Raw genomic sequence first — 22,772 nt, 5'->3', positions numbered from 1 at the left:
CGCCCAGGACGTTACCCGTGCGCCGGAACCGGGCCGGCCAGGGTCCGCAGCGCGTCCGCGGCCGCCGCGGCGTCACCGGGGACCGCCGGGAGGGGGTCGCCGGAGCAGAACCGCTCCAGCAGCGCCTCCACCAGGGCGGCCCGCGCGACGATCGCGCGGCCGTCGGCGCACCCCGGCAGCACCCGCACCTCCAGGGTCGGTGGCCCGGGGCGCGTCCCCAGGACGTGGGTGAGGTTGACGTCGCAGAACTTCGAGGGCGCGGTGGCCGCCGCGGCCGCGTGCAGCTCCCCCCAACCGTCCCAGCGGCGCTCACCCAGCGCCACCAGCGCTGCCGGCGGCGGCCCCAGCCGCCGGCACGCCGGGTTGGTGCCCAGTAGCGCACGCAGGCCCTCGCGCCACGGACCGAACAACCGCAGCACCCCCCGGAACGCCTCGACGTCGCGGAACGGGACGGCGTCCAGGTGCAGGTGGACCGCCGCCTCGGCGGGCACCGTGAACCCCGCCTCGCGCGCCGGCGCCAGCAGCGCCTCCAGCGCGGCCAGGTGGTCGCGCTCCAGCGGCGGCGTGATCACCTCGCAGGGGCGTTCCCGCTCCCCCGGCAGGGGCGCCGCCATCGCCACGCTCGCCCCCGCGCCGTCGTCGACGCGGAACACCGCGCCCACCGCGGCCACCCGCGTGCCGAACAACCGCGCCACCGGCTCCAGCACCGACCCGATCCCCTCCGCCGGGTCGGTGTGCGCGGCGACGAGGCGCAGCAGGCGCGCGTCGTCGGTGAGCACCCGGTACCAGCCCGGCCGCGGCGCGGCGGAGGGGTCCAGGTCCGCCGTGATCGTGGTGTCGTCCACCAGGCGGCACCGCAGCGCGCCGTCGGCACCGAGGACCTCGAACCCCGGTGTCAGGTGCCAGAACCTCTCGACGCCCGCCGTCGCCGACGTCTCGCTGTCGGCGTGGAACACCGCCCGCACCGAGCCGCCGCAGCGGCGGGCCAGCTCCTCGGCGAGGTGCCGGCGGCTGGACCCGCGCGGGGCGAGCAGCTCCACCTCCACGCCGGTGCGCCGGCGCAGCACCGGCTCACCGCGCGGGGTGCTCCCCGGGGTCAGGGCTGCACCGGCAGCGTCTCACCGGCCAGCAGGCGCTCCCCGGCCAGCGCCTTCGCCTCCCAGGGATCCACGTTCCACGCCCGGGCGAGCTCGACGGCGTCGTCGTACGTGTACCCGGCGGCGAAGAACGCCTCGCGCTGCGGGGCGCGGTCGTCCGCCGGCGCGGGCGGCTGCTCGACGGGCTGCTCGACGGGTTCGAACGGCAGGTCCTCACCGGCCAGCAGGTGCGCCCCCGCGGTCGACTTGGCCTCACCGGGCTCGACGTTCCACAGCCGCCCCAGCTCCACGGCGTCGTCGTAGTCATAGCCGGCCGCGAAGTAGGCCTCGAGGGCCTCGGCCTGCGCCACCGCCGCGCGCGCCGCCTCCTGCAGGTCCTCCTGCCCGCCGGGCCCGGCGGTGGGACCGGCCTCGGTCCGCACGTCGGGCTGCGGTGCCAGCGCCCCCGAGGACGCGGGCGCGACCACCGACGTCTCCCCCGTGCGGAGCCAGCCGCCCCAGGAGGCCACCCCGACGGCGCCCACCGCCGCTGCCGTGGCGGGGGCCGCCAGCAGCGCGCGACGCCGGTTCGCCCGCCGGCGGCCCCCCTTGCGCGCCGCGGCCGGCAGCCACACCGGCGCCTCCACGCCCTGCACCGCGGCCGCCATCTCGCGCCGCAGCCGTTCCTCGACCTCGTTCACCACCGGCTCATCGCCTCCTCGTCCTCGTCTGCACCCATGAGCTCGCGCAACCTGGCCAGGCCCTTGGAGGCCTGGCTCTTGACGGTGCCGCGCGAGACGTCCAGCTCCTCCGCGATGCGCTCCTCGGACCAGTCCTCGAAGTAGCGCAGCACGATGACGGCCCGCTGCCGCGGCGGCAGCTTGCGCAGGTGGTCCACGACGTCCGCGCGCACGGCGCGGTCGGCCGCGCCATCGGGGACGGCCCGCCCGTGCCAGCCCTGCAGCTCCACCTCCCGCGGGCGCCGGGCCACCCGCCGCCACCGGTCGGTGACGGCACGGCTCATCGCCGTGCGGGTGTACGCGTGCGGGTCCTCGATGGAGCGCCAGCGCACGTACGCGCGCTCCAGGACGTCCTGCACCAGGTCCTCGGCCGCCGCCCGGTCGCAGGTGAGCAGCAGCGCGGTGCGCAGGAGCCTGCCGCCGCCCGCGGCGACGAACTCCTCGAACGAGCCCTCCACGGCCCCTCCTCACGACGACTGCCCTTCAAGACGCCGCAGCCCCCCGCCAGGTTGCCCCACCCACGACGAAATCCCCCACCCCCGCGGTGATCAAGGAAGGTGCAACTTCCTTGATCACCGCGGGGGTGGGGGGTGGAGGTGGGGAGAGGGGCGGGGTCAGCCCTTGACGGCGCCGGAGGCGAGGCCCGCGACGTAGAAGCGCTGCAGGGCGACGTAGAGGATCACGCAGGGGATCATCGCCACGACCGCACCGGCCACGAGGTAACCGAAGTTGATCGCCCCGTAGGCGCCGGACTGCAGGTTCACCAGCGACAGCGGCAGGGTGTACTTGCGGTCGTCGGTGAGGAACGTCAGGGCTCCCAGGAACTCCGTCCACGAGGCCAGGAAGGCGTACAGGGCGCTGGTGGCGATGCCCGGCACGAGCATCGGTCGCAGCACCGAGGTCAGCGTGCGCATCGTGCCGGCGCCGTCCACGTGCGCGGAGTCCTCGATCTCCGCGGGGATCGACTCGAACGCGTTGCGCATGACGAACACGCCGAACGGCAGGTTGACGGTGGAGTAGAACAGCACCAGCCCGAGCCGGGAGTCGGTCAGGCCCATGGCGTTCATCTGCAGGTACAGCGGCGTGATGATCGCCTGGAAGGGCACCATCATCGTCACCACGACCAGGCCGAAGAGGGCGTTGCGGCCGCGGAAGCCGAACCGCCCGAACCCGTAGCCGGCCAGCGTGGCCAGCACCGCCGTCAGCAGGGCCGTGGAGATCGACACCACGAGGCTGTTGCCGACGGATCGCAGGATGTCGGCGTCGCCGTTGAACAGGGCCCGGAAGTTCTCCCCGGTGAAGGAGGTCAGCTGCTCCCAGGTGGGCGTGGTGGAGACGATGGCGTCGTTGGGCTGGAAGGACCGCAGCACGGACCACACCAGCGGGACGAGGAAGACCAGCGCCGCCAGGACCCCGCCGACGGCGTACAGGGTGACCTTGGTGCGGCTCTCCGCCCGGGTGCGCTCCGGCCCCTGGGCGGGGCGGTTCCGGGTGCGGCGCTGCGGGGCGCTCGCCGGGGCGGTGGCGACGGTGGTGGGTGCGGTGGTGGACACGACGGCTCCCTCAGTCCTTCTCGCGCAGCAGGCGGAACTGGGCGGCGGTGACGAGGCCGATGACGACCACGAGCACGACCGACAGGGCGGAGGCGGCACCGAGCTGGAGCTGCACGAAACCGCGCTGGTAGATGTACATGACCACCGTCTGGGTGTCCGTTCCCGGGCCGCCCCGGGTGAGGACGTAGAACTGGGTGAACGCCAGCAGCGAGCCGATGACGGAGATGACCAGGCTCATCGCGATCGTCTTGCGGAGCATCGGGATGGTGATGCTGCGCTCGCGCTGCCACCAGCTCGCGCCGTCCATCTCCGCGGACTCGTAGACCTCGCGGGGGATGCCCTGCATGCCGCCCATGAGGAGCACCATCGTCAGCCCCGACACCGCCCAGACGATCATCACGCAGATCAGGCCGGTGGCCAGCGGGCCGTCGGCCAGCCAGGCGGTCGTGCCGTCGGTGATCCCGAGCCCCTCCAGCACGATGTTCACCGCACCCGAGCTGGGCTGGGCCTCCAGCACGAGCAGGAAGCTCAGGGTGGTCAGGCCGATGACGTAGGGCAGGAAGAAGACCGTCCGGAACAGGGTGGAGCCGCGGCGGTTGGAACGCACCAGCACGGCCAGGACGTAGCCGATCAGGAGGATCGGCAGCGTGACGATCGCCGTGTAGAGGACGGTGTACCCGACCGACTTCCAGAAGACCGGGTCCTGGGCCACCCCGGCGTAGTTGCCGAAGCCGATGAAGTCGTAGGAGCCGATGAGCGGCCAGTTCGTCAGCGACATGTAGACCGCGAAGACCAGCGGCACCAGGACGAAGACGACGACGAAGGCCAGCGCCGGCAGCACCAGCAGCAGCCCGGTGCGGGTGGGGTGGGTGAGGGAGTTCCCGCTGCTGCCGGCCCTCGCGGCGGGGCGTCCGCCCCGGGTGAGCCGGGGGGTCCGCGACGCGGCGCGGTCCGCGACGGCGCTCACAGCTGCGCCTGCTCGAGGATGCGGTCGAAGCCCTCCTGGCCGGTGACCAGGGCGCCGTCGACGTCACCGTCGAAGACGGCCTGCCGGAACGCGGCGATCCAGGGTGAGTCCTGCTGGTTGAACAGCAGGTTGTAGGCGAGGGTCACGGGTGCGTACGCCTCCTCGATCTGCTCCAGGGGTGCCACGGCCAGGGGGTACTTCTCGCGGTACTCCTCCGTCGCGGCGTCCGAGCGCACCGGGATGTAGCCGCCGGCGGGCAGGTTGGTCTGCTGCGGCAGGTCCAGCGCGAACCGGGCGAACTGCCACGCCCCGGAGGCGTTGGACGCCCCGCGCGGGATGCAGAGGTTGTCGCCGCCGGCGAAGGTGGCGCGCCCGCCGTCGGGTCCGGGCAGGAGCCTCACCCCGGTCTTGGCCTGCAGCTCCGGGGGTGCGTTCAGGACCGCCACGGCGTAGTTGGCGGGGAACAGCGCCGTCGTCCCCTCGGTGAACGGGGCGCCCCACCGGGCGCCGTCCCCGGAGAAGTTGGCCTGCGGCATCAGACCCTCCTCCCAGAGCGTCCGGTAGAACTCGAAGGTGCGCCGGACGGCGTCGTTGCCGGCGATGTTCCCGCGCTGGTCGCCGACCTCGCCGACGATGTTCCGCTCCCCGGCGGCCCACACGTTCGGCTGGACGACGAAGCCGAGGATGCCCGCGGCGTTGCCGTCGATGGACAGCCCGTACGAGCCGTCGCCCAGCTCCCCCACCGCCCGGGCGGCGGTGAGCATCCCGTCCAGGTCCGCGGTGGCGGTCTCGACGTCCACGCCGGCGCGCTCCAGCAGTTCCGTGTTGCAGAAGAGCATGGAGTTGTCGGCGATGTACGGGACCCCGTAGCGGCGGCCGTCGCGGGTGGCCAGCCCCAGCTGGCCGGGGTTGAGCTCGTCGGCGAAGTCGAGCTGCTCCACCAGGGGGGTGAGGTCGGTGAAGGTGTCCCGGTAGATGAAGAGCATCGAGTTGATGTCGTCGATGTCGACGATGTCCGGGACGTTGCCGCCGCGGATCGCGGTGGCGAGCTTGGTGACGTACTGCCCGTCCAGGACGGGTGTCACCTCCACCCGCACCCGGTCCTGGGAGGCGTTGAAGGCGTCGACCGTCTGCCGGACGCCGCCGACGGTGGCCGCCCGGCACCACAGCCGGACGGTGCCGGTGGCGTCCTGCCCGAACCCGGCGGCGGTGACGTCGGGTTCGGGCAGGGTGGAGGCGCAGGAGGGCAGCAGCGCGCTCAGCGCCGCCAGCCCTCCCAGGCCCAGGACGTTCCTGCGGGGAAGCACCATCGCTGTCCTCCGTCTCTCGGGTGGGCGAGGCCGGTTCAGGCCCGCGGCAGCCAGACGCGCATGGGCCCGACCTCGCGGTTGGCCCAGGCGTAGTAGGGGATCGCCGGGACCTCCACGGTCCCGGGGGCGGCCTGCTCGGGCGCCTCGTCGCCGGCCGGCCGGTACAGCGGCCCGCTGGCCGCGCCGAGCGCGCGGTGCACGGGCAGCTGCAGCACGGACACGCCACCGAGCAGGTCGGGGCGGTGCTCGGCGCGGGCCCCGCGCAGCTCGGCCACGCGCACCCGCACGTCGTCGGCGACGAGGTCGGCGGGCAGGTCGGGCTGCTCGACGCAGTACACGAGGGGGCCGCGCTCGACGGCGACGGCGCCGCGCACGGCGTCCACGCGCGGGTCGGCCTCCACCACGCGCACGCCCATGGGCAGCACCAGCTCGACGACGTCCCCGGCGGACCAGGTGCGGCGCACGCGCAGGTGCTCGCCGGCGGTGGCCTCGACGTCCTGACCGGCGACGGTGGCGGTGGCGCCCTCAGCCCAGCCGGGCACGCGCAGCGCGAGCTCCCACTCCCCCTCGCCGGGTTCGCGGACCTCCACGCGGACGGTGCCGTCCCACGGGTAGTCGGTGCTGACGGCCAGCTCCACGCCGCCGGCCGCGTCGGCGCGCACGGTGCCGGTGGCGAACTGGTGCAGCTGGACGCCGTCGGCGGAGGTGGTCGCCAGGTAGGCGTCCAGGCTGGACAGGGTGCGCATGATGTTCGGCGGGCAGCAGGCGCAGTCGAACCACGGGCGGCGCCCGTGCGCGGCGCTGCGCTCCTCGTCGGTGTGGGCGCCGGCGCGCATCTGCAGCGGGTTGACGTAGAAGTACTCGGTGCCGGCCAGCGAGACGCCGGGCAGGAACGCGTTGTACAGGGTGCGCTCGACGAGGTCGGCGTAGCGGGTCTCGCCGGTGGCCAGCAGCATCCGCCAGGACCACTGCACGCTGCCGATGGCGGCGCAGCTCTCGGCGTAGGCGCGGTCGGGCGAGAGCTCGTAGTGGTCGCCGAACTGCTCGAAGTCCCAGCGCGCCCCGATGCCGCCGGTGACGTACGTCTTGGAGGAGAGCATGCCCTCCCACTGCCGCACCAGCGCGGTCAGCAGTTCGGCGTCGCCGGTCTCGGCGGCCACGTCGGCGGCACCGGCCGTCAGGTACACCGCGCGCACGGCGTGCCCCTCGGGACTGGTCGCCTCGCGCACCGGCACGCGGTCGGAGAAGTAGGTGGGTTCCTTGCCGTGCTTCTCGATGATGCCGTGGCCGCGGGCGTCGACGAACCACTGCGCGAGGTCCAGGTAGGCGCGGTTCCCGGTCTCCCGGTACAGCTCCACCAGGCCCATCTCGACGACCGGGTGCCCGTCGACCTCCTCGGTCTTCCCCGGGCCGAAGGTGGCGACGAGGTGGTCGGCCAGCTTGACGGCGACGTCGAGCAGGCCGGTCTCGCCGGTGGTGCGGTGGACGGCGACGGCGGCCTGGAAGAGGTGCCCGGCGCAGTAGTGCTCGTGGCTCCAGGGCAGGTCGACGTAGCGCGCGCCGTTCCCGCGGACCTGCTGCACGGAGTCGAGGTAGCCGTCCTCGGCCTGAGCGGCGGCGACGATCTCGGTGATCTCGCGGATCCAGCCGAGGACCTCCTCGTCGGGCTCGCGCCCGTACTCCCACCCGGCGGCCTCGAGCCACTTGTAGACGTCGGAGTCCATGAAGATCGGCCCGCGCACCTCGCCGGTGGCGGTGCCGGCGGCGATGCGCAGGTTCTGCAGGTTGCCGGCGGTCTCGAGCTTCTCGTAGCCGGTGCGGATGGCCTGGCGGCGGTTGGCGTCCTGGCGCTCGTGCCAGAAGCCGCCGGTGATGCGGGCACGGCCCGAGGGGACCGGGTGCAGCGCGACCGCGGCGTCCGCGGTGGGTGCGGCCGGGGCGACGGGCGCCTGGGTGGTGGTGCGGGGGTCGGGCGCGGTCGTGGTCATCAGCTCTCCGTCGAGTCGGTCCGCAGCTTCCGGAGGAAACTGCGGAACACGTTTTCTGCCGCGCACGCTACGACCCCCGGTGAGCACCGTCAAGGGAGGTACAGTCGTGGGTCCCCGGGCCACGGACGTCGCCCGTCGAGGACGAGGAGGCGCGGCATGACGGAAACGAGCGTTCCGGCGGGGGCGCCGCCGCGCATCGTGGACGTCGCCGCCCTGGCGGGCGTCTCCCCCGGCACGGCCTCCAAGGCCCTCAACGGCACCGGCCAGCTGCGCGCGGAGACGCGCGAGCGCGTCCGGCGCGCCGCCGAGCAGCTCGGCTTCACCCCCGACTCGCTGGGCCGCGGGCTGTCCTCCGGGCGCAGCTACACGGTGGGGCTGATCACCACCGACAGCTTCGGCCGCTTCTCCATCCCCGTGATGCTGGGGGCGGAGAACACCCTGGGCGCCGGGGAGATGGTCGTGCTGCTGTGCGACAGCCGCGACGACCCCCTGCGCGAGCAGCACCACCTGCGCACCCTGCTGGCCCGCCGCGTCGACGGCATCATCGTCACCGGACGGCGCACCGAGCCCCGCCCGCCGATCGCCGCCCCCGGCCACGTCCCGGTCGTGTACGCCTTCACCCCCTCGCAGGACCCGGCCGACACCAGCCTCGTCGTCGACCAGGCCGGCGGTGCCGCCGCCGCCGTCCGGCACGTGCTGGACCTGGGCCGGCAGCGCGTCGCGCACGTCACCGGCCCCGCCGACCACCACGCCGCGGTCGTGCGCCGCGAGGCCGCCGCCGCCGAGGCCGGCGGGCACCTCGTCGCCGAGCCGATGCACGGCGACTGGAGCGAGCGCTGGGGGCGGCTGGCCGCCGACCTGCTGCTGCGCCGGCACCCGGACGTGGACGCGATCACCTGCGGCAGCGACCAGATCGCCCGCGGGGTGTGCGACGGGCTGCGCGACGCGGGGCGGCGCGTGCCGGAGGACGTGGCCGTGGTGGGGTTCGACGACTGGGACGTCATCGCGCTGGCCTCGCGGCCGCCGCTGACGACGGTCGCGCTGGGACTGGAGGCGATGGGCCGGCGCGCCGGGGAGCTGCTGCTGGACGCCGTGGCCGGGCGCACCTCCCCCGGCACGAGCGTGCTGCCGACGCGGCTGGTGGTGCGCGAGTCCACGGTGGGCGTGTGAGCGCCGGACCGGCGCGGTTCGCGCTGGTCGGCACCGGCTACCGCGCAGGCATGTTCCTGCGGGTGGCGGCCCGGCTGCCGCAGCACCTGCGCGTCACCGGCGTGCTGACCCGCCGCCCGGACGCGGCGGGCGAGGTGACCCGCCGCTTCGGCCCGCCGGTCGTCGGGGACGCGGCCGCGCTGCTGGCGACGTCGCCGGAGCTCGTCGTCAGCACCGCCCCGCCGTCGGTGGGCGCGACGCTGGTGCCGCACCTGGTGGCGGCGGGTGCGGCGGTGCTGGCGGAGACGCCGCCCGGCGCGGACGTGCCCGCGCTGCGGCGGCTGTGGGACGAGGTGGGGCCCGGCGGGCGGGTGCAGGTCGCCGAGCAGTACCCGCTGAACCCCGGCAACGCCGCGCGGCTGGCGGTGGTGCGCCGCGGCCTGATCGGCGCCGTCACCGACGCGCAGGTGTCCTCCACGCAGCTGCACCACGCGGTCGCCCTCATCCGCGCGTTCACCGGGCTGGGCGCCGAGCCGCTGCGGGTGAGCGCGGTGACGCGCACCGCACCGCTGGTGGACCCGGTGGCCCGCAGCGGCTGGACCGGCGACACCGCCGCGCGCCCGACGGCCTCGACGGTGGCGGTGCTGGACGCCGGGGACGGCCGCGGGGGCCTCTACGACTTCACCGAGACGCAGACGCGCAACCCGCTGCGCACCCGGCGCCTGGTGGTGCGCGGCAGCTCCGGCGAGCTCGTCGACGACCGCGTGGTGCGGCTGGTGGACGAGCGCACGGTGGTGGAGTCGACGATCGTGCGCCGCCAGACGGGGATCCACCAGGACGTGCAGGGCTTCGCCCTGGACCACCTCTCCCTCGACGGGGAGGTGCTGCACCGCAACCCCTTCCCCGGCGAGCGCCTGTCCGACGAGGAGATCGCGGTGGCGACGCTGCTGCTGCGCACGGCGGCGTGGGTGCGCGGCGAGGGCCCGCCCCCCTACCCGCTGGCCGAGGCGGCGCAGGACCAGCTCGTCGCGGCGGCGATCACCGAGGCCGCCGCCACGGGCCGGGCGGTGACGACGGCGCGCGAGGCGTGGGCGGCGGAGCTGGGCGGCGCGCGCCCCTAGGGTGGTCGCGGCCGCAGCAGGGGACGACACACCGGGGGCACGCGTGATCGGGATGGTGTGGGCGCAGTCGCGCGACGGGGTCATCGGCCGCGACGGCGGGATGCCCTGGCACCTGCCCGAGGACCTGGCGCACTTCTCGACGCTGACGCGGGGTTCGGCCGTCGTCATGGGCCGGGCCACCTGGGACTCGCTGCCGCCGCGCTACCGGCCGCTGCCGGACCGGCGCAACGTCGTCCTGAGCCGGCGGGCGGGCCTCGACCTGCCCGGCGCGGAGGTCGCGCCCTCCCTGGAGGAGGCGCTCGCCGTGGTGGGTGCGAGCGGCGACGACGGCCCGGACGTGTGGATCGGGGGCGGTGGGCAGGTGTACCGGGAGGCGCTGCCGCGCGCGGCGCGGCTGGTCGTCACCACCGTGGACGTCGAGGTGGACGGCGACACCCGCGCCCCCGCGTTCGGCGACGGGTGGCGCCTGGCGGAGCGCGCGCCCGCCGAGGGCTGGTCCACCTCCCGCACGGGCCTGCGCTACGCGATCGCCGACTGGCGGCGCTGAGCGGCCCGGGCACCCGTCGCGGGTGCCCGGGCCGTCTCGCGCGGAACCGCCGCGTCAGGCGTCGCCGGTGCGTTCGAGGACGACGACGGGGATCTCCCGCGACGTCTGCCGCTGGTAGTCCTCGTAGTCCGGCCAGACCTCCACCATCGACGCCCACATCCGCGGCTTCTCCTCCGGCGTGGCGACGCGGGCACGGGCGCGGAAGCGCTCGCCCTTCACCTGCACCTCCACGTCCGGGTCGGCCTGAAGGTTCAGGAACCAGGCGGGCGGGGCGTCGCTGCCGCCCTTGGAGGCGACCACGAGGTACGCGTCGCCGTGCTGGCGGAAGATCAGCGCGTGCGAGCGCTGCTCGCCGGACTTCCGGCCCTTCGTGAAGAGGATCAGGATGGTGGTGCCGTTGCGCCAGAGGTAGCCGTCCTCGCCGTTCGTCTCGAGGTAGCGCTCGACGTGCGGGTCACCGTGCAGGTCAGTGGCAGAGGTCACGAGCCGACCGTACGCCGCCGCGGGCGTCCGGGCGGGCCGGGGTCGCGGGGCCGGGAGGGAGCGGGGCGGTGGTTCAGCACCCGTTGAGTTCATCGAAACGTGTACCGTCGGGATCGTGCAGACGCCCACCCACGTCGAGGTGCCGGCCCGCTCCGGCCACGCCCCGTCCCGCCCGACCCGCGCCCGGGAGGACCGCCGCTGATGGCCACCACCACCCGCACGTCCCCGAACGCCGCGCGCCGCGACGCGCTGACCCGCCGGGTGCGCGCTCTCGTGGCCGCGACCATCACCTACAACGCCGTCGAGGCGGTGATCGCCCTGGCCGCCGGCGCGGAAGCCGGGTCCAGCGCCCTGATCGGCTTCGGGCTCGACTCGGTGATCGAGGTCTCCTCCGCCGCCGCGGTCGCCTGGCAGTTCTCCGCCCCCGACCACGCCGCGCGCGAGGCCCGCGAGCACCGGGCGCTGCGCGTCATCGCGATCTCCTTCTTCGCCCTGGCCGCCTACGTGGGCGTCGAGTCGGTGCGCGCCCTGCTCGGCGACGGGGAGGCCGAGCCGTCGGGCGTCGGGCTGGTGCTGGCCGCGGTGAGCCTGCTGGTCATGCCGCTGCTGTCGCACGCGCAGCGCCGCGCCGGGCGCGAACTGGGATCGGCGACCGCGGTGGCCGACTCCAAGCAGACGCTGCTGTGCACGTACCTGTCGGCCGTGCTGCTGGTCGGCCTGGGCCTGAACGCGCTGTTCGGCCTCTCGTGGGCCGACCCGGTCGCCGGCCTGGTCATCGCCGGCATCGCGGTCAAGGAGGGCCTGGAGGCCTGGCGCGGGGAGGGCTGCTGCGCCCCGGGTGCCGCTCTGCACGTCGACGAGGCGAGCGGGCCGCAGGAGGGCGGCGGCTGCACCGACGGGTGCTGCGGTCGCTGACCCGGCCCGGCGCCCGGTTCAGCCGACGCGGCTGCGCACGGCCGCCTCCACCGCGGCGAGGTGGGCGTCGTCGTGCACGACGCGGCCGGTCCCGGCGGGCCACGGCACCTCCAGGTCGAGCCAGCTGGTGCAGCCGCGGTGCTCGGGACGGCGCACCAGGCGCACCGGCTCGGGCAGCTCCACGGCGCGCACCACCAGGGCGGTCAGCTGGTGGCGGGGCCGGAAGTCCACGCGGGAGGAGCGCACGGACGCGCTCGTCCACACGTGCAGGTCCTCCAGCTCCTCCACCCGCTCCGGGCGGGCCACCGGCACCACCGCGATGACCTCCGCCCCGGCGCGCACCACCAGCTCCTCGCCGTCGCTCCCGGGGGCAGCAGGTCCCGGTGCTCGGGGCGCACCGACTCGGCGTGGCTGTGCGCCACCGTCGGGAACAGCACGAACCTCGGCGCCCCCACGGTGAACCGCTTCTCGTGGATGCCGCCCTTGCGCAGCAGCAGCGCCTGCCGGCCCCGCAGGAGGGCGTGCACCACCGCGCCCCACTCCTTCAGCGCCGGGGTGGTCGCGGTGGTGGTCGCGGTGGTGGTCACGCCGGAGCGGATCAGCCGGTGACGAGCTGCAGGCGACGGGACTGGTCGGAGGCGAACTTCCGCTCCGGGTCCACCGCGTCGCGCACCTTCCGCCACGCGGGCAGCTCCGGGTACATCTGCGCGAACCGGTCGGCGGTGGTGCGCGAGTCCTTCGCCAGGTACAACCGGCCGCCGGCCTCCAGCACCATCTCGTCGAGGCGGTCGCACAGCGCGTCCAGGCCCGGCTTCACCGGCAGGTCCACCGCGAGCGTCCACCCCTTGCGCGGGAACGACAACGGCGCGTCGTTGCCCTCGCCGAAGCGCTTGAGGACGTTCAGGGCGGAGATGTGCCCGGACTCCACGATGGCCTCCATGCTCGCCTTGAGCAGGTCGGTGCGGTCCATCGGGACGACGAACTGGTACTGCAGGAAACCGCGCGGGCCGTAGGCCCGGTTCCAGTCCGCGAACAGGTCGAGCAGGTGGTAGAACTGCGTGATGTTCTGCACCACGCCCCGCTGGGTGTGGGACTTGCGGTAGTAGAACTCGTTGAGCGCCTTGGCCGTGAGCCGGTTCAGCATCCCCGGCGGGAACAGGTCCGGGAAGGTCGCCAGCTGCGGGGCGTCGAACTTCAGCGGGTCCTTGCGCAGCTTCGCCGGCAGGTCGTCCAGCTTCGCGGACGAGCCGCGCAGCAGGAAGCCGCGACCCATGTGGGGCCCCTTGGTCACCGAGTCGAACCACGTCTTGGAGTACGTGTAGTTCTCGTCGTTCTTCGTCAGCCGCTCGAGCATGTCGTCGAAGTCGGGCGTCTGCTCGACGTCGGCGATGAAGTACGACGTCTCCACGCGGTCCAGGCGGATCTTCGCGCGCAGCACGATCCCGGTCAGGCCCATGCCGCCGGTGGTGGCCAGGAACAGCTCGCGGTCCGGGCCGTCCGGGGTGAGGGTGCGGACCTCGCCGTCGGCGGTGAGCAGGTCCAGGGAGAGCACGTGACGGGTGAAGGTGCCCTGGGTGTGGTGGTTGCCGCCGTGGATGTCGGCGCCGATGGCGCCGCCCACGGTGACCTGGCGGGTGCCCGGCAGCACCGGCACCCACAGCCCGTGCGGCACGACCGCGCGCAGCAGCTTGTCCAGCGACACCCCGGCGTCGACGTCGGCGACGGCGGTGTCCACGTCGATGTCGTGGATGCGGTCCAGCGCGGTCATGTCGACGACCAGGCCGCCGGCGTTCTGGGCGGGGTCGCCGTAGCTGCGGCCCAGGCCGCGGGCGATGACGCCGCGCGGGCCGGCGGTGCGCACCGCCTCGGCCAGCACGTCGAGGTCCGCCGTGCGCAGCACCGTGGCGGTGGTCGGCGCGGTGCGGCCCCAGCCGGTCAGCCGGGCGGGCGCGCGCGAGGGGCCCTCCGCGGACGCGGCCGGGCGGTCCAGCACGGTCTTCAGGCCAGGGATGCTCACCACGGGGCCGAGCCTAACCCCCGCCCCCCACGCCACCGGGCGGTGCGCCACTCGTGTGACGGGGGCCGCCCGCGCTCCAGGACGGCACCGCGCGCGCCGAACCAGGAGGGGTGATCCAGGAGGAGCCGGGCAGTCCGGTGCGGTCCGGGGCCCGGGGCGGCCCGGGACGGCACGGGGAGCGCGTCGTGGAGGGCCCGCCCGCCCGCGGGCCGCTCCTGGCCGTCGCCGCCGTGGTGGCGACGCTGCCGCTGTCGCTGGTGAGCACCGTGCTCGTCGGCGAGGCCACCCCCACGGCCTCCGTCGTCTACCTGCTGCCCGTCGCCTGCGCCGTCGCGCTCACGGCCGTGGCCGTGCGGCGGATCCCGCCGCAGCGGCGCCGGCCGTGGTGCTGGCTGCTGCTGGCGCAGGCGGCGTACCTGGTGGGCGAGGTGCTGTTCGCGGCGCTGGACCTGACGGGCAACGAGGCGTGGCCCACCACCGCCGACGCCCTGTACCTGCTGGCGTACCTGCCGGTGACGATCGGGTTGCTCGGCCTGAACCGGCAGCGCGGCGGCAGCGGTCACCTCGGCAGCCTGCTGGACGCCGGCATCGTCACGCTCAGCGCCGCCACCCTCTTCGGCGTCTTCGTCGTGCTGCCCATCGCCACCGACGGCACGCAGAGCGCCCTCGTGCGGGTGGTCAGCACCGCCTACCCGGTGGCGGACGTGGTGTGGGTCTTCCTGCTGGCCCGGATGGTCACCGGACCCGGTGCGCGCACCACCGCGTTCTGGCTGCTGGCCGGCGGCACCGCCGCGACCCTGGCCGCAGACGTCGGCATGAACGTCCTGCAGCTCGTCGAGGGCGGCGACACCACCCCGGTGTGGATGAACCTGCTGTGGCAGTCGTTCTACGTGCTCTACGCGCTGGCCGCGTGCAGCGCCTCCGCACCCGAACTGGCGGAGAAGAAGCCCCTGGAGGGCGGCGGGCTCACCGTCCCGCGCCTGGTGCTGCTGGCCGTCGCGGCCGTGCTGCCCTCCGCCGTCCTGGTGGGGCTGGCGCTGGCCGGGCGCGAGGCGCCCACCGCGTGGCTGGCGACCGGCTCGGTCCTGCTGATCGCCCTGGTGATCGCCCGCGTGTGGGACCTGCTGCAGCAGGTGCGCAGCCAGGCGGTGCAGCTGGCCGCGCTGGCGCGCACCGACCCGCTCACCGGCGCCGCCAACCGCCGCACCTGGGACCACGAGCTCTCCCGCGCGTGCGCCCTCAGCGCCCGCACCGGCGAGGGGCTGTACGTGGCGCTGCTGGACCTGGACCGCTTCAAGGCCTACAACGACACCCGCGGGCACCAGGCCGGCGACGAGCTGCTCAAGGCCGCCACCGCCGCCTGGGGCGACGCCCTGGGCGCGGACGGGTTCCTGGCCCGCTGGGGCGGGGAGGAGTTCGCCGTCCTGCTGACCTCGGCCGACGAGGACGGCGCCCTGCGGCGCCTGGACGCCCTGCGCGCCGTCGTCCCGCACGGGCAGACCTGCTCCGCCGGAGTGGCCCGCTGGGACGGCACCGAGGAACCGGCAGCGGTGCTGGCCCGCGCCGACGAGGCCCTGTACGCCGCCAAGACCGGAGGGCGCGACCGCCTCGCCGTCGCACCCGAGCTGCGCTCCCGGACCACCGGGGCCGGGACCGCTGCGGACTGACACCGCGCCGGTGGCAGACTCGCGACCGTGACCACCAGCACCCCCGCCGGCCGCACCCGGCACGACGTCGCCCGCCTCGTCGACCACACGCTCCTCAAGCCCGAGGCCACCGCCGCCGACGTCCTGGCGCTGTGCGCCGACGCCCGCGAGCTCGGCGTGCTCGCGATCTGCGTCTCCCCCTCGATGCTCAGCGTCGCCCGCGGCGAGGCCGTCGAGGGCCTCGTGGTCGCCACCGTGTGCGGGTTCCCCTCCGGCAAGCACCTCAGCTCGCTCAAGGCCGCCGAGGCGGAGGCCGCCGTGCGCGACGGCGCCCACGAGGTCGACATGGTCATCGACGTGGGCGCCGCGCTCGCCGGGGAGTTCGACGCCGTGCGCGCCGACGTCGCCGCCGTGCGGGCCGCCGTGCCCGCCCCCGGCGTGCTGAAGGTCATCGTGGAGTCCGCCGCGCTGCCCGACGACGTCCTCGTCGAGGTGTGCCGCGCCGCGGAGGCCGCCGGCGCCGACTTCGTGAAGACCTCCACCGGCTTCCACGCCACCGGCGGCGCCACCGCGCACGCCGTGGAGGTCATGGCCGCCACCGTCGGCGGGCGCCTGGGCGTGAAGGCCAGCGGCGGCATCCGCGACACGACGACCGCGCTGGCGATGCTCGACGCGGGCGCCACGCGGCTGGGGCTGTCCGGCACGGCCGCCGTGCTGGACGGCCTGGACGGCTGAACCGGTCCGGACCGAGGAGGGGTGGCGACGTGAGCGAGGACGTGACCGCCGGCGGGAACGGCGGCGACGAGGGCATCGAGTGCTGGCTGACCGACATGGACGGGGTGCTCGTCCACGAGGAGCGCGCCCTGCCCGGCGCGCCGGAGTTCCTGCAGCGCCTGGCCGACACCGGCCGGCGGTTCCTGGTGCTGACGAACAACTCCATCTTCACCCCGCGCGACCTGGCCGCCCGGCTGGCGCGCAGCGGCATCACCGTGCCCGAGGAGGCCATCTGGACCTCGGCGCTGGCCACCGCCGACTTCCTCGCCCGGCAGATGCCGCGCGGCTCCGCGTACGTCATCGGCGAGTCGGGGCTGACCACCGCGCTGCACGAGGCCGGGTTCATCCTCACCGACACCGCACCGGACTACGTCGTGCTCGGCGAGACCCGCACGTACTCCTTCGAGGCGATCACGCGCGCGATCCGGCTCATCGAGGGCGGTGCGCGGTTCATCGCCACGAACCCGGACGCCACCGGCCCCTCCGCGGAGGGACCGCTGCCGGCGACGGGCTCGGTGGCCGCGCTCATCACGCGCGCCACCGGTGCCGAGCCCTACTTCGTCGGCAAGCCGAACCCGATGATGTTCCGCTCCGCGATGAACCGGATCTCCGCGCACTCGGAGACGACGGCGATGGTCGGCGACCGCATGGACACCGACGTCGTCGCCGGCATCGAGGCGGGCCTGCGCACCTTCCTGGTGCTGACGGGTTCCACCCGCGCCGAGCAGGTGGAGCGCTACCCGTTCCGCCCGCACCGCGTCGTGGACTCGGTGCGCGACCTGGTGCCCCTGGTCTGAGGGCCCCGGCGGTGCGGGGTCAGCCGTCGGCGCCGAGGACGTGGGCCATCACCCGGTGCCCGCGCGCCTCGGCGGTGCGGCTCTGCCGCTCCAGGCTGCGCGCCAGCAGCAGGTGCGCGTACCCGTCGGCGGGGGCGCGGCGCACCAGCTCCCGCGCCTGCTCCTCCGCCTTGCCGAGCATGGCCGCCCCGAAGTAGGAGCGGGCGAGGAGCTCGCGCAGGGAACGGTCGTCCGGGTTGCGCTCCAGCAGGGGCTCCAGCGAGGAGACCGCGTCGGTGAAGCGGCGCTCGTCGAACGCCGTGCGGGCCAGTTCGAAGCTCAGGAGGTCGACGATCACCCGTTCCGCAACGGTGCGCGCGGCCGGGTGATTCCGCCGGGCGCGGCACCGCCGTGCGCCGACCCCCGCCGGTGCACTCCGCGGGGCCCACCCGCTCAAGCGGCACCGGCCGCGCGCCGATGCACCTCGCGCACCCTTCGAGCCGTGGAGGAGCCGCCGCCGCGCACCGGTGCGCGCCGGCGCCGACACCGTCCGAGGGGACCCCGCCGTTGACCAGCAACCGGGTGGCGCTCGCCGTGTTCTACGGCCTGGGCGGGGCCCTGCTGCTGCTCGTGGCCGCCTGGCCGGTGTGGGCGGCCGTGGACCGGCCCGCGACCGCGGTGCTGGGCGCGATCGCCCTGGTGGTGTCCGCGCTCGTCAGCCGTGCACGCCGCCTGCGGGGGCTGCCCGAGCGGCTGCTCGTCCTGGGCGGCACCGTCATCGTCGCCCTGGCGGTGCACACCGTCGGCGGCGGCCCGGCCAGCACCGCCGTCGCCGCCTTCGCCGGGTGGGTCGTGGTGTACGCGGCGCTGTTCCTGACGCCCGTGCGGGCCGTCCTGCACGCCGCGGCGGCGCTGGCCGCGTCCGGCGCGGCGCTGGCGTCCGTGGGACCGGCGGCCTCGGCGCTGCTGCAGACCGTCCTGCTCGCCACCACGGCCGCCTCCACGGGGGCGATCGTCGCCGCCCTGACCCGCCGCGCCCGCGAGGCGGCCACCACCGACGCCCTCACCGGCCTGCTCAACGAGGCCGGCCTGACGCGGGTCGCCGCCCGCGACCTCGCCGGGGTGGACGAGGGTTCCCCCGGTGCGCTGCTGCTGCTGGACCTGGACCGCTTCGGCGAGCTGAACCAGGCCCTGGGCCGCGAGGGCGGCGACGACCTGCTGCGGCAGGTGGCCCACGCGTACCGGCGCGCGGCGGGGCGGCACGGGCACGTCGCGCGGCTGGGCGGCGACGACTTCGCGCTGTGGCTGCCCCGGCTGCCGCCCACCCTGCGCGGCTGCTCGGTCGCGGAGCTGACCGAGCGGCTCGCCGACGCCGTCGCCGCGCACGACACCGGCCCCTTCGAGGTGGCCGGCGTCCGGGTGGACGTGGACGTCACCGTGGGGGTGGTCGTCGCCCCCCTGCACGGCACCGACCTGGGCACCCTGATGCAGCGCGCCGACACCGCCCTGCACGCCGCCCGCCGCGCCGACCGCCCCGCGCTGGCGTGGGAGCCGGCGATGGACGAGCGCACCGCGGACGGCGTCCAGCTGCACGCGCAGCTGCGCACGGCGGTCGCCGAGGGGCAGCTGCGGCTGCACTACCAGCCGCTGGTGGAGGCGCACAGCCGCCGGGTGCGCGGCGTGGAGGCGCTCGTGCGCTGGCAGCACCCCACCCGCGGGCTGCTGCCGCCGGGCGCGTTCCTGCCGGAGGCCGAGCGGACCTCGGTGATCGTCGCCCTGACGGACTGGGTGCTGGGCGAGGCCCTGGACCAGGCCGCCGCCTGGTGGCGCTCCGGCCGGCCGCTGCGGGTGTCGGTGAACCTCTCCGCCCGGCTCGTCGCCCACGACGGCCTCGTCGGGCAGGTCCGCACCCACCTGCGGCGCAGCGGCGTGCCCGCGGACCTGCTGGTGCTGGAGGTCACCGAGTCCGCCGTCACCACCCAGCCCAGGCGCGCCGCGGCGGCGCTGGCGGAGCTGCGGGCGCTGGGCGTGCGCATCGCCCTGGACGACTTCGGCACCGGCTACACCAGCCTGGCGATGCTGCAGGACCTGCCGCTGGACGAGCTGAAGGTGGACCGCCGCTTCGTGGCCGGAGCCCTGCGCGGCGGCGGCGACGAGGCCATCGTGCGGGCCGTGCTGGAACTGGCGCACCACCTGGACCTGGAGGTCGTCGGCGAGGGCGTGGAGGACGAGGCGACGCGGCGGCTGCTCACCGAGCTCGGCTACGACCTGCTGCAGGGGTACCACTTCAGCCGCCCGGTGCCGGCCGAGGAGGTCGCGGCGCTGGACTTCGCGCCCGCACCGGCCGCGCACGCACCGGCCGCACCGGAGGTGGAGGTCCTGCGGGCCCGCTCCGCGGAGCGCCACGCGCTCGCCGCCGGCGCCGGCGACCCGGTGCTGCAGGAGCTCACCGCGGTGGCCGCGCGCGCCACCGGCACCCCCGTGGCCATGGTCACGCTCGTCGGTCACGAGGAGCAGCACGTGCCGGCGGCCGTGGGCGTGGACCCGCACCGGCTGCCGCGCGAGCAGGGCGTGTGCCACCACGCCGTCGGCGGTGACGTCGTGGAGGTGCCCGACGTGTCGGTGGACGCCCGCTTCCGCGACCTGGGGTACGTGGTCGCCGGCGAGCCGGTGCGCTTCTACGCCGGGGCGTCCGTCACCGACGCCGCGGGCCGGGCGCTGGGCACGGTGTGCGTGCTGGACCGGCGCCCGCGCACGCTGACGAGCGCGCAGCGCGACGTGCTGCGCGGGCTGGCGCGCGCGGCCGGCGCCCGCCTGACGTCCCTGGCCGACGCCCCCGCCTGACGTCCCTGGCCGGCACCCCCGGCTGACCGGCGGCCGAGGAGGTCAGGCCCAGCCGAGCTCGTGCAGGCGGGCGTCGTCGATGCCGAAGTGGTGGGCCACCTCGTGCACCACGGTCACCCGCACCTCCCGCACGACGTGCTCGCGGTCGCGGCACAGAGCCAGGGTGGGCCGGCGGAAGACCGTGATGCGGTCCGGCAGCGCACCGGCCGCCCACCAGGTGCCGCGCTCGGTGAGCGGGGTGCCCTCGTACAGGCCCAGCAGGTCGGGCTCGAACCCCTCCGGCGGGTCGTCCTCGACGAGGACGACGACGTTGTCCATGGCCCGCGCCAGTTCGGCGGGGATCTCGTCGAGGGCGTCGGCCACGGCGTCCTCGAACTCCTCGCGCCCCATGTCCACCACGCCGGCAGTCTCGCAGCGCGCTCAGCAGCAGCGGGAGGAGACCGCGCCGGCGCGGGCGTCGGTGCGGCGCCGCTCGAACTCGCGCCGCGTCAGCGGCGGGTGCCCGTGCGCGGCGCACTCGGCGAGGTACCGCTCCCAGCGGGAGCGGCCGTCCACCTCCCGCAGGTACCAGCGCACCCCCCGCAGCAGGCGCCTCACCGCAGGACCCCCTCGCGCCCGGCGGCCTCGCGCTTCTCCTCCGCGGTGGCGAACAGCCCCGCGGGCTCGCGCAGCCGGGACGGCACCGCCGGCACCTCCGTCGTCGGCAGCGACCCGGCGCGCAGCGCCCGCGCCACCACGACGGCGGCGTTGACGGCCACCACGACCACCAGCAGCGCGAACACGGCCTGCAGGACGCCGTTGACGGTGGAGTTCGTCACCACCTGCTGCATCTGCCCGACGTCCTGCGCCGACCCCAGCAGCTCACCGGCGTCCAGGGCCTCGCGGTAGGCGCCGGCCTGGGCGAAGTAGCCGATGGCAGGGTTGTCCGAGAACACCTTCTGCCAGCTCGCCGTCATCGTCACCACGAGGTCCCAGGCGAGCGGCACCGCCGTCACCCAGGCGTAGCGGGCGCGGCCGTGCTTGACGAGCAGCGTCGTCGCCAGCGTCAGCGCGATCGCGGCGAGCAGCTGGTTGGCGATGCCGAACAGCGGGAACAGCTGGTTGATGCCGCCCAGGGGGTCGGTGACCCCCGCGTAGAGGAAGTACCCCCAGGCGGCGACGACGACGGCGCTGGCGATGAGGTTCCCGGGGCGCCACGACAGGTCGCCGAACCGCTTCCACACGTTGCCGACCGTGTCCTGCAGCATGAACCGGCCCACGCGGGTGCCGGCGTCGACGGCGGTGAGGATGAACAGCGCCTCGAACATGATCGCGAAGTGGTACCAGAAGGCCTGCAGCCCACCGCCGAACGCGGAGTGGAAGACCTGCGAGATGCCGAACGCCAGGGTGGGCGCTCCTCCGGTGCGCGAGACGAGCGTCTCCTCCTCCACCGCCTGCGCGGCCGAGGCCAGGAACTCCGGCGAGGTGGGGAAGCCGAGGGCGGTGACGAACTGCGCCGCCGTGCCGGGGGTGCCGCCGGTGGCCGCCGCGGGCGCGTTCATCGCGTAGTACAGGCCCTGGTCGATGACCGAGGCGGCGATGAGCGCGCTGATCGCCACGAAGCTCTCCATGAGCATCCCGCCGTAGCCGATGAGCCGCACCTGCCGCTCCTTGGCGACCATCTTCGGCGTCGTGCCGGACGCGATGAGCGCGTGGAACCCGGACAGGGCGCCGCAGGCGATGGTGATGAACACGAACGGGAACAGCGATCCGGCGAACACCGGGCCGGTGCCCTCGCGGGCGAACTGCGTGACGGCGTCGTTGGCGAGGACGGGGCGGGCCACCAGCAGGCTGACCGCCAGCAGCACGATGACGCCGACCTTCATGAACGTCGACAGGTAGTCCCGCGGGGTCAGCAGCAGCCACACCGGCAGCACCGAGGCGACGAACCCGTACGCCACCAGCGCCAGGACGAGCGTCTCCTTGCTCAGGGTCAGGCTGTCGGCGAGGCCGAGCTGCTCCACGTACCCGCCGCCGACGATGGCGGCCAGCAGCAGCACGACGCCGATCCCGGTGGCCTCCAGCACGCGACCCGGGCGCAGGTAGCGCAGGTACAGGCCCATGAACAGGGCGATGGGGATCGTCAGGGCGATGGAGAAGACGCCCCACGGGGACTCGGCGAGGGCGTTGACGACGATGAGCGCGAGGACCGCCAGGATGATGATCATGATGGCGAACACGGCGACGAGCGCCGCCGCGCCGCCGACCGGCCCGATCTCCTCGCGCACCATCTGCCCCAGGCTCTTGCCGTCGCGGCGCATCGAGAAGAACAGCACCGTGAGGTCCTGCACGGCGCCGGCGAAGATGACCCCGACGACGATCCAGATCGTCCCGGGCAGGTAGCCCATCTGGGCGGCGAGCACCGGACCGACCAGGGGCCCGGCGCCGGCGATGGCGGCGAAGTGGTGTCCGAACAGCACCCGCCGGTCGGTGACCTCGTAGTCGACGCCGTTGTGCAGGCGCTCGGCGGGGGTGGCGCGCGCGTCGTCGGCGCGCAGCACGCGGTAGGTGATGAACCGGGCGTAGAACCGGTACGCGATCGCGTAGGAGGCGAGCGCGGCGAACAGGATCCACAGCGCGTTGACGGACTCCCCGCGCGCCAGGGCCAGCACCGTCCAGGAGACGGCGCCGACGATCGCGACGAGGGTCCAGACGGCGATCGAGCGCGCGCTGGGGCGCCGGCGGGTGCCGGGGCCGTTCGGGGTGGGCACAGCGGTGGACACGACCGCCTCCTCGCGGGACGTGCGGGTGGTTGCCGACCGATCATCACCGCGGGTGCAGGTCCTGTCACCTCGGCGCGCCCACCACCCCGCACCCCCCACTCCGT

21 protein-coding genes and 2 pseudogenes are annotated in these 22,772 nt (G+C 75.0%); 9 read left to right on the top strand and 14 right to left on the bottom strand.

Translation table 11 applies throughout. The features are described 5' to 3' along the window. Positions 1 to 11: 11 nt before the first annotated feature. From V9U69_RS08935 to V9U69_RS08905, 7 genes are all read right to left on the bottom strand, one after another. Positions 12 to 1,067: an amidoligase family protein gene (locus V9U69_RS08935; RefSeq protein WP_337061282.1), complete on the bottom strand. Its 1,056-nt coding sequence runs from the start codon at positions 1,065 to 1,067 to the stop codon at positions 12 to 14. 29 nt (positions 1,068 to 1,096) lie between these two features. Further along, entirely contained in the window at positions 1,097 to 1,777 is a 681-nt protein-coding gene (locus V9U69_RS08930; RefSeq protein WP_337061281.1) for a hypothetical protein, read from the bottom strand. Further along, positions 1,774 to 2,274: a SigE family RNA polymerase sigma factor gene (locus V9U69_RS08925; protein ID WP_337061279.1), complete on the bottom strand. Its 501-nt coding sequence runs from the start codon at positions 2,272 to 2,274 to the stop codon at positions 1,774 to 1,776. Before V9U69_RS08925 ends, V9U69_RS08930 begins: the two co-directional genes overlap by 4 nt. Before the next feature lie 156 nt (positions 2,275 to 2,430). Continuing rightward, complete coding sequence (locus V9U69_RS08920; protein WP_337061277.1) at positions 2,431 to 3,369, bottom strand: carbohydrate ABC transporter permease; 939 nt, start codon at positions 3,367 to 3,369, stop codon at positions 2,431 to 2,433. Between the two features lie 10 nt (positions 3,370 to 3,379). After that, a complete protein-coding gene (locus V9U69_RS08915; RefSeq protein WP_337061275.1) occupies positions 3,380 to 4,336 on the bottom strand; it encodes a carbohydrate ABC transporter permease in 957 nt (318 codons plus the stop codon). Then, the gene (locus V9U69_RS08910) at positions 4,333 to 5,646 is read right to left on the bottom strand and encodes an ABC transporter substrate-binding protein (RefSeq protein ID WP_337061273.1); all 1,314 of its coding nucleotides are present in this window, start codon (positions 5,644 to 5,646) and stop codon (positions 4,333 to 4,335) included. Before V9U69_RS08910 ends, V9U69_RS08915 begins: the two co-directional genes overlap by 4 nt. A gap of 35 nt (positions 5,647 to 5,681) precedes the next feature. After that, on the bottom strand, positions 5,682 to 7,634 hold the full coding sequence (locus V9U69_RS08905) for a glycoside hydrolase family 127 protein (protein WP_337061271.1): 1,953 nt from the start codon (positions 7,632 to 7,634) through the stop codon (positions 5,682 to 5,684). A gap of 156 nt (positions 7,635 to 7,790) precedes the next feature. On the opposite strand from V9U69_RS08905, the gene V9U69_RS08900 reads away from it, so the two are divergent. From V9U69_RS08900 to V9U69_RS08890, 3 genes are read left to right on the top strand one after another with little or no spacing between them, the layout of a single operon-like run. Continuing rightward, a complete protein-coding gene (locus V9U69_RS08900; RefSeq protein ID WP_337061269.1) occupies positions 7,791 to 8,804 on the top strand; it encodes a LacI family DNA-binding transcriptional regulator in 1,014 nt (337 codons plus the stop codon). Beyond that, positions 8,801 to 9,904, top strand: coding sequence for a Gfo/Idh/MocA family oxidoreductase (locus tag V9U69_RS08895; protein ID WP_337061268.1), 1,104 nt, complete (start codon positions 8,801 to 8,803; stop codon positions 9,902 to 9,904). Before V9U69_RS08900 ends, V9U69_RS08895 begins: the two co-directional genes overlap by 4 nt. A 52-nt stretch (positions 9,905 to 9,956) precedes the next feature. Continuing rightward, positions 9,957 to 10,451: a dihydrofolate reductase gene (locus tag V9U69_RS08890; protein ID WP_337061368.1), complete on the top strand. Its 495-nt coding sequence runs from the start codon at positions 9,957 to 9,959 to the stop codon at positions 10,449 to 10,451. Between the two features lie 54 nt (positions 10,452 to 10,505). Here the strand turns inward: V9U69_RS08890 and V9U69_RS08885 are convergent, their stop codons facing one another. Next, a complete protein-coding gene (locus V9U69_RS08885) occupies positions 10,506 to 10,934 on the bottom strand; it encodes a nitroreductase family deazaflavin-dependent oxidoreductase (RefSeq protein ID WP_337061267.1) in 429 nt (142 codons plus the stop codon). A gap of 201 nt (positions 10,935 to 11,135) precedes the next feature. Here V9U69_RS08885 and V9U69_RS08880 point away from each other — a divergent pair. Next, positions 11,136 to 11,866: pseudogene (locus tag V9U69_RS08880) on the top strand (cation transporter); the annotation flags it as partial. Between the two features lies 1 nt (position 11,867). Here V9U69_RS08880 and V9U69_RS08875 read toward each other — a convergent pair. Then, a pseudogene (locus V9U69_RS08875) lies at positions 11,868 to 12,379 on the bottom strand (DUF1802 family protein). Between V9U69_RS08875 and V9U69_RS08870 the strand changes: the two are divergent. Beyond that, positions 12,333 to 12,458, top strand: a complete 126-nt coding sequence (locus tag V9U69_RS08870; protein WP_337061370.1) for a hypothetical protein — start codon at positions 12,333 to 12,335, stop codon at positions 12,456 to 12,458. The pseudogene V9U69_RS08875 and the gene V9U69_RS08870 overlap by 47 nt on opposite strands. On the opposite strand, the gene V9U69_RS08865 is transcribed toward V9U69_RS08870, so the two are convergent. Continuing rightward, the gene (locus tag V9U69_RS08865; RefSeq protein ID WP_442907693.1) at positions 12,448 to 13,839 is read right to left on the bottom strand and encodes an FAD-binding protein; all 1,392 of its coding nucleotides are present in this window, start codon (positions 13,837 to 13,839) and stop codon (positions 12,448 to 12,450) included. The two genes, V9U69_RS08870 and V9U69_RS08865, sit on opposite strands and share 11 nt — an antisense overlap. A 212-nt stretch (positions 13,840 to 14,051) precedes the next feature. Between V9U69_RS08865 and V9U69_RS08860 the strand changes: the two genes are divergently transcribed. From V9U69_RS08860 to V9U69_RS08850, 3 genes are all read left to right on the top strand, one after another. Continuing rightward, positions 14,052 to 15,533, top strand: coding sequence for a GGDEF domain-containing protein (locus V9U69_RS08860; RefSeq protein WP_337061264.1), 1,482 nt, complete (start codon positions 14,052 to 14,054; stop codon positions 15,531 to 15,533). 27 nt (positions 15,534 to 15,560) lie between these two features. Then, positions 15,561 to 16,247: a deoxyribose-phosphate aldolase gene (gene deoC / locus V9U69_RS08855; RefSeq protein WP_337061262.1), complete on the top strand. Its 687-nt coding sequence runs from the start codon at positions 15,561 to 15,563 to the stop codon at positions 16,245 to 16,247. Between the two features lie 95 nt (positions 16,248 to 16,342). Then, complete coding sequence (locus tag V9U69_RS08850; protein ID WP_442907692.1) at positions 16,343 to 17,083, top strand: HAD-IIA family hydrolase; 741 nt, start codon at positions 16,343 to 16,345, stop codon at positions 17,081 to 17,083. 19 nt (positions 17,084 to 17,102) lie between these two features. Here V9U69_RS08850 and V9U69_RS08845 read toward each other — a convergent pair whose 3' ends face one another. After that, positions 17,103 to 17,420 (bottom strand): tetratricopeptide repeat protein, encoded by a 318-nt coding sequence (locus tag V9U69_RS08845; protein WP_337061259.1) that lies wholly within the window; start codon positions 17,418 to 17,420, stop codon positions 17,103 to 17,105. A gap of 209 nt (positions 17,421 to 17,629) precedes the next feature. Here V9U69_RS08845 and V9U69_RS08840 point away from each other — a divergent pair, with 209 nt between their 5' ends. Continuing rightward, positions 17,630 to 19,906 (top strand): EAL domain-containing protein, encoded by a 2,277-nt coding sequence (locus tag V9U69_RS08840; protein ID WP_337061258.1) that lies wholly within the window; start codon positions 17,630 to 17,632, stop codon positions 19,904 to 19,906. Between the two features lie 42 nt (positions 19,907 to 19,948). Here the strand turns inward: V9U69_RS08840 and V9U69_RS08835 are convergent, their stop codons facing one another. Genes V9U69_RS08835 through V9U69_RS08825 form a run of 3 tightly spaced genes read right to left on the bottom strand, consistent with a single transcriptional unit; the run spans position 19,949 to position 22,668 of the window. Next, the gene (locus tag V9U69_RS08835) at positions 19,949 to 20,296 is read right to left on the bottom strand and encodes a metallopeptidase family protein (RefSeq protein ID WP_337061367.1); all 348 of its coding nucleotides are present in this window, start codon (positions 20,294 to 20,296) and stop codon (positions 19,949 to 19,951) included. A 30-nt stretch (positions 20,297 to 20,326) separates the two neighbouring features. Further along, positions 20,327 to 20,503, bottom strand: a complete 177-nt coding sequence (locus V9U69_RS08830; protein ID WP_337061257.1) for a CstA-like transporter-associated (seleno)protein — start codon at positions 20,501 to 20,503, stop codon at positions 20,327 to 20,329. Beyond that, positions 20,500 to 22,668: a carbon starvation CstA family protein gene (locus V9U69_RS08825; RefSeq protein ID WP_337061256.1), complete on the bottom strand. Its 2,169-nt coding sequence runs from the start codon at positions 22,666 to 22,668 to the stop codon at positions 20,500 to 20,502. The genes V9U69_RS08830 and V9U69_RS08825 overlap by 4 nt, the downstream gene beginning before the upstream one ends. Between the last annotated feature and the right edge of the window lie 104 nt (positions 22,669 to 22,772).

The organism is Kineococcus sp. G2 (assembly GCF_037154035.1).
In the GTDB taxonomy this organism is placed as follows: Bacteria; Actinomycetota; Actinomycetes; order Actinomycetales; family Kineococcaceae; genus Kineococcus.
This window is presented reverse-complemented; position numbering and strand designations above follow the sequence as displayed.

Excerpts from the sequence above, each read along its gene's own strand:
- V9U69_RS08890 (WP_337061368.1), top strand. The coding sequence starts at position 9,957 with ATGGTGTGGGCGCAGTCGCGCGACGGGGTCATCGGCCGCGACGGCGGG.
- V9U69_RS08850 (WP_442907692.1), top strand. The coding sequence starts at position 16,343 with ATGGACGGGGTGCTCGTCCACGAGGAGCGCGCCCTGCCCGGCGCGCCG.
- V9U69_RS08835 (WP_337061367.1), bottom strand. The coding sequence starts at position 20,296 with ATGGGGCGCGAGGAGTTCGAGGACGCCGTGGCCGACGCCCTCGACGAG.
- V9U69_RS08910 (WP_337061273.1), bottom strand. The coding sequence starts at position 5,646 with ATGGTGCTTCCCCGCAGGAACGTCCTGGGCCTGGGAGGGCTGGCGGCG.
- V9U69_RS08900 (WP_337061269.1), top strand. The coding sequence starts at position 7,791 with ATGACGGAAACGAGCGTTCCGGCGGGGGCGCCGCCGCGCATCGTGGAC.
- V9U69_RS08905 (WP_337061271.1), bottom strand. The coding sequence starts at position 7,634 with ATGACCACGACCGCGCCCGACCCCCGCACCACCACCCAGGCGCCCGTC.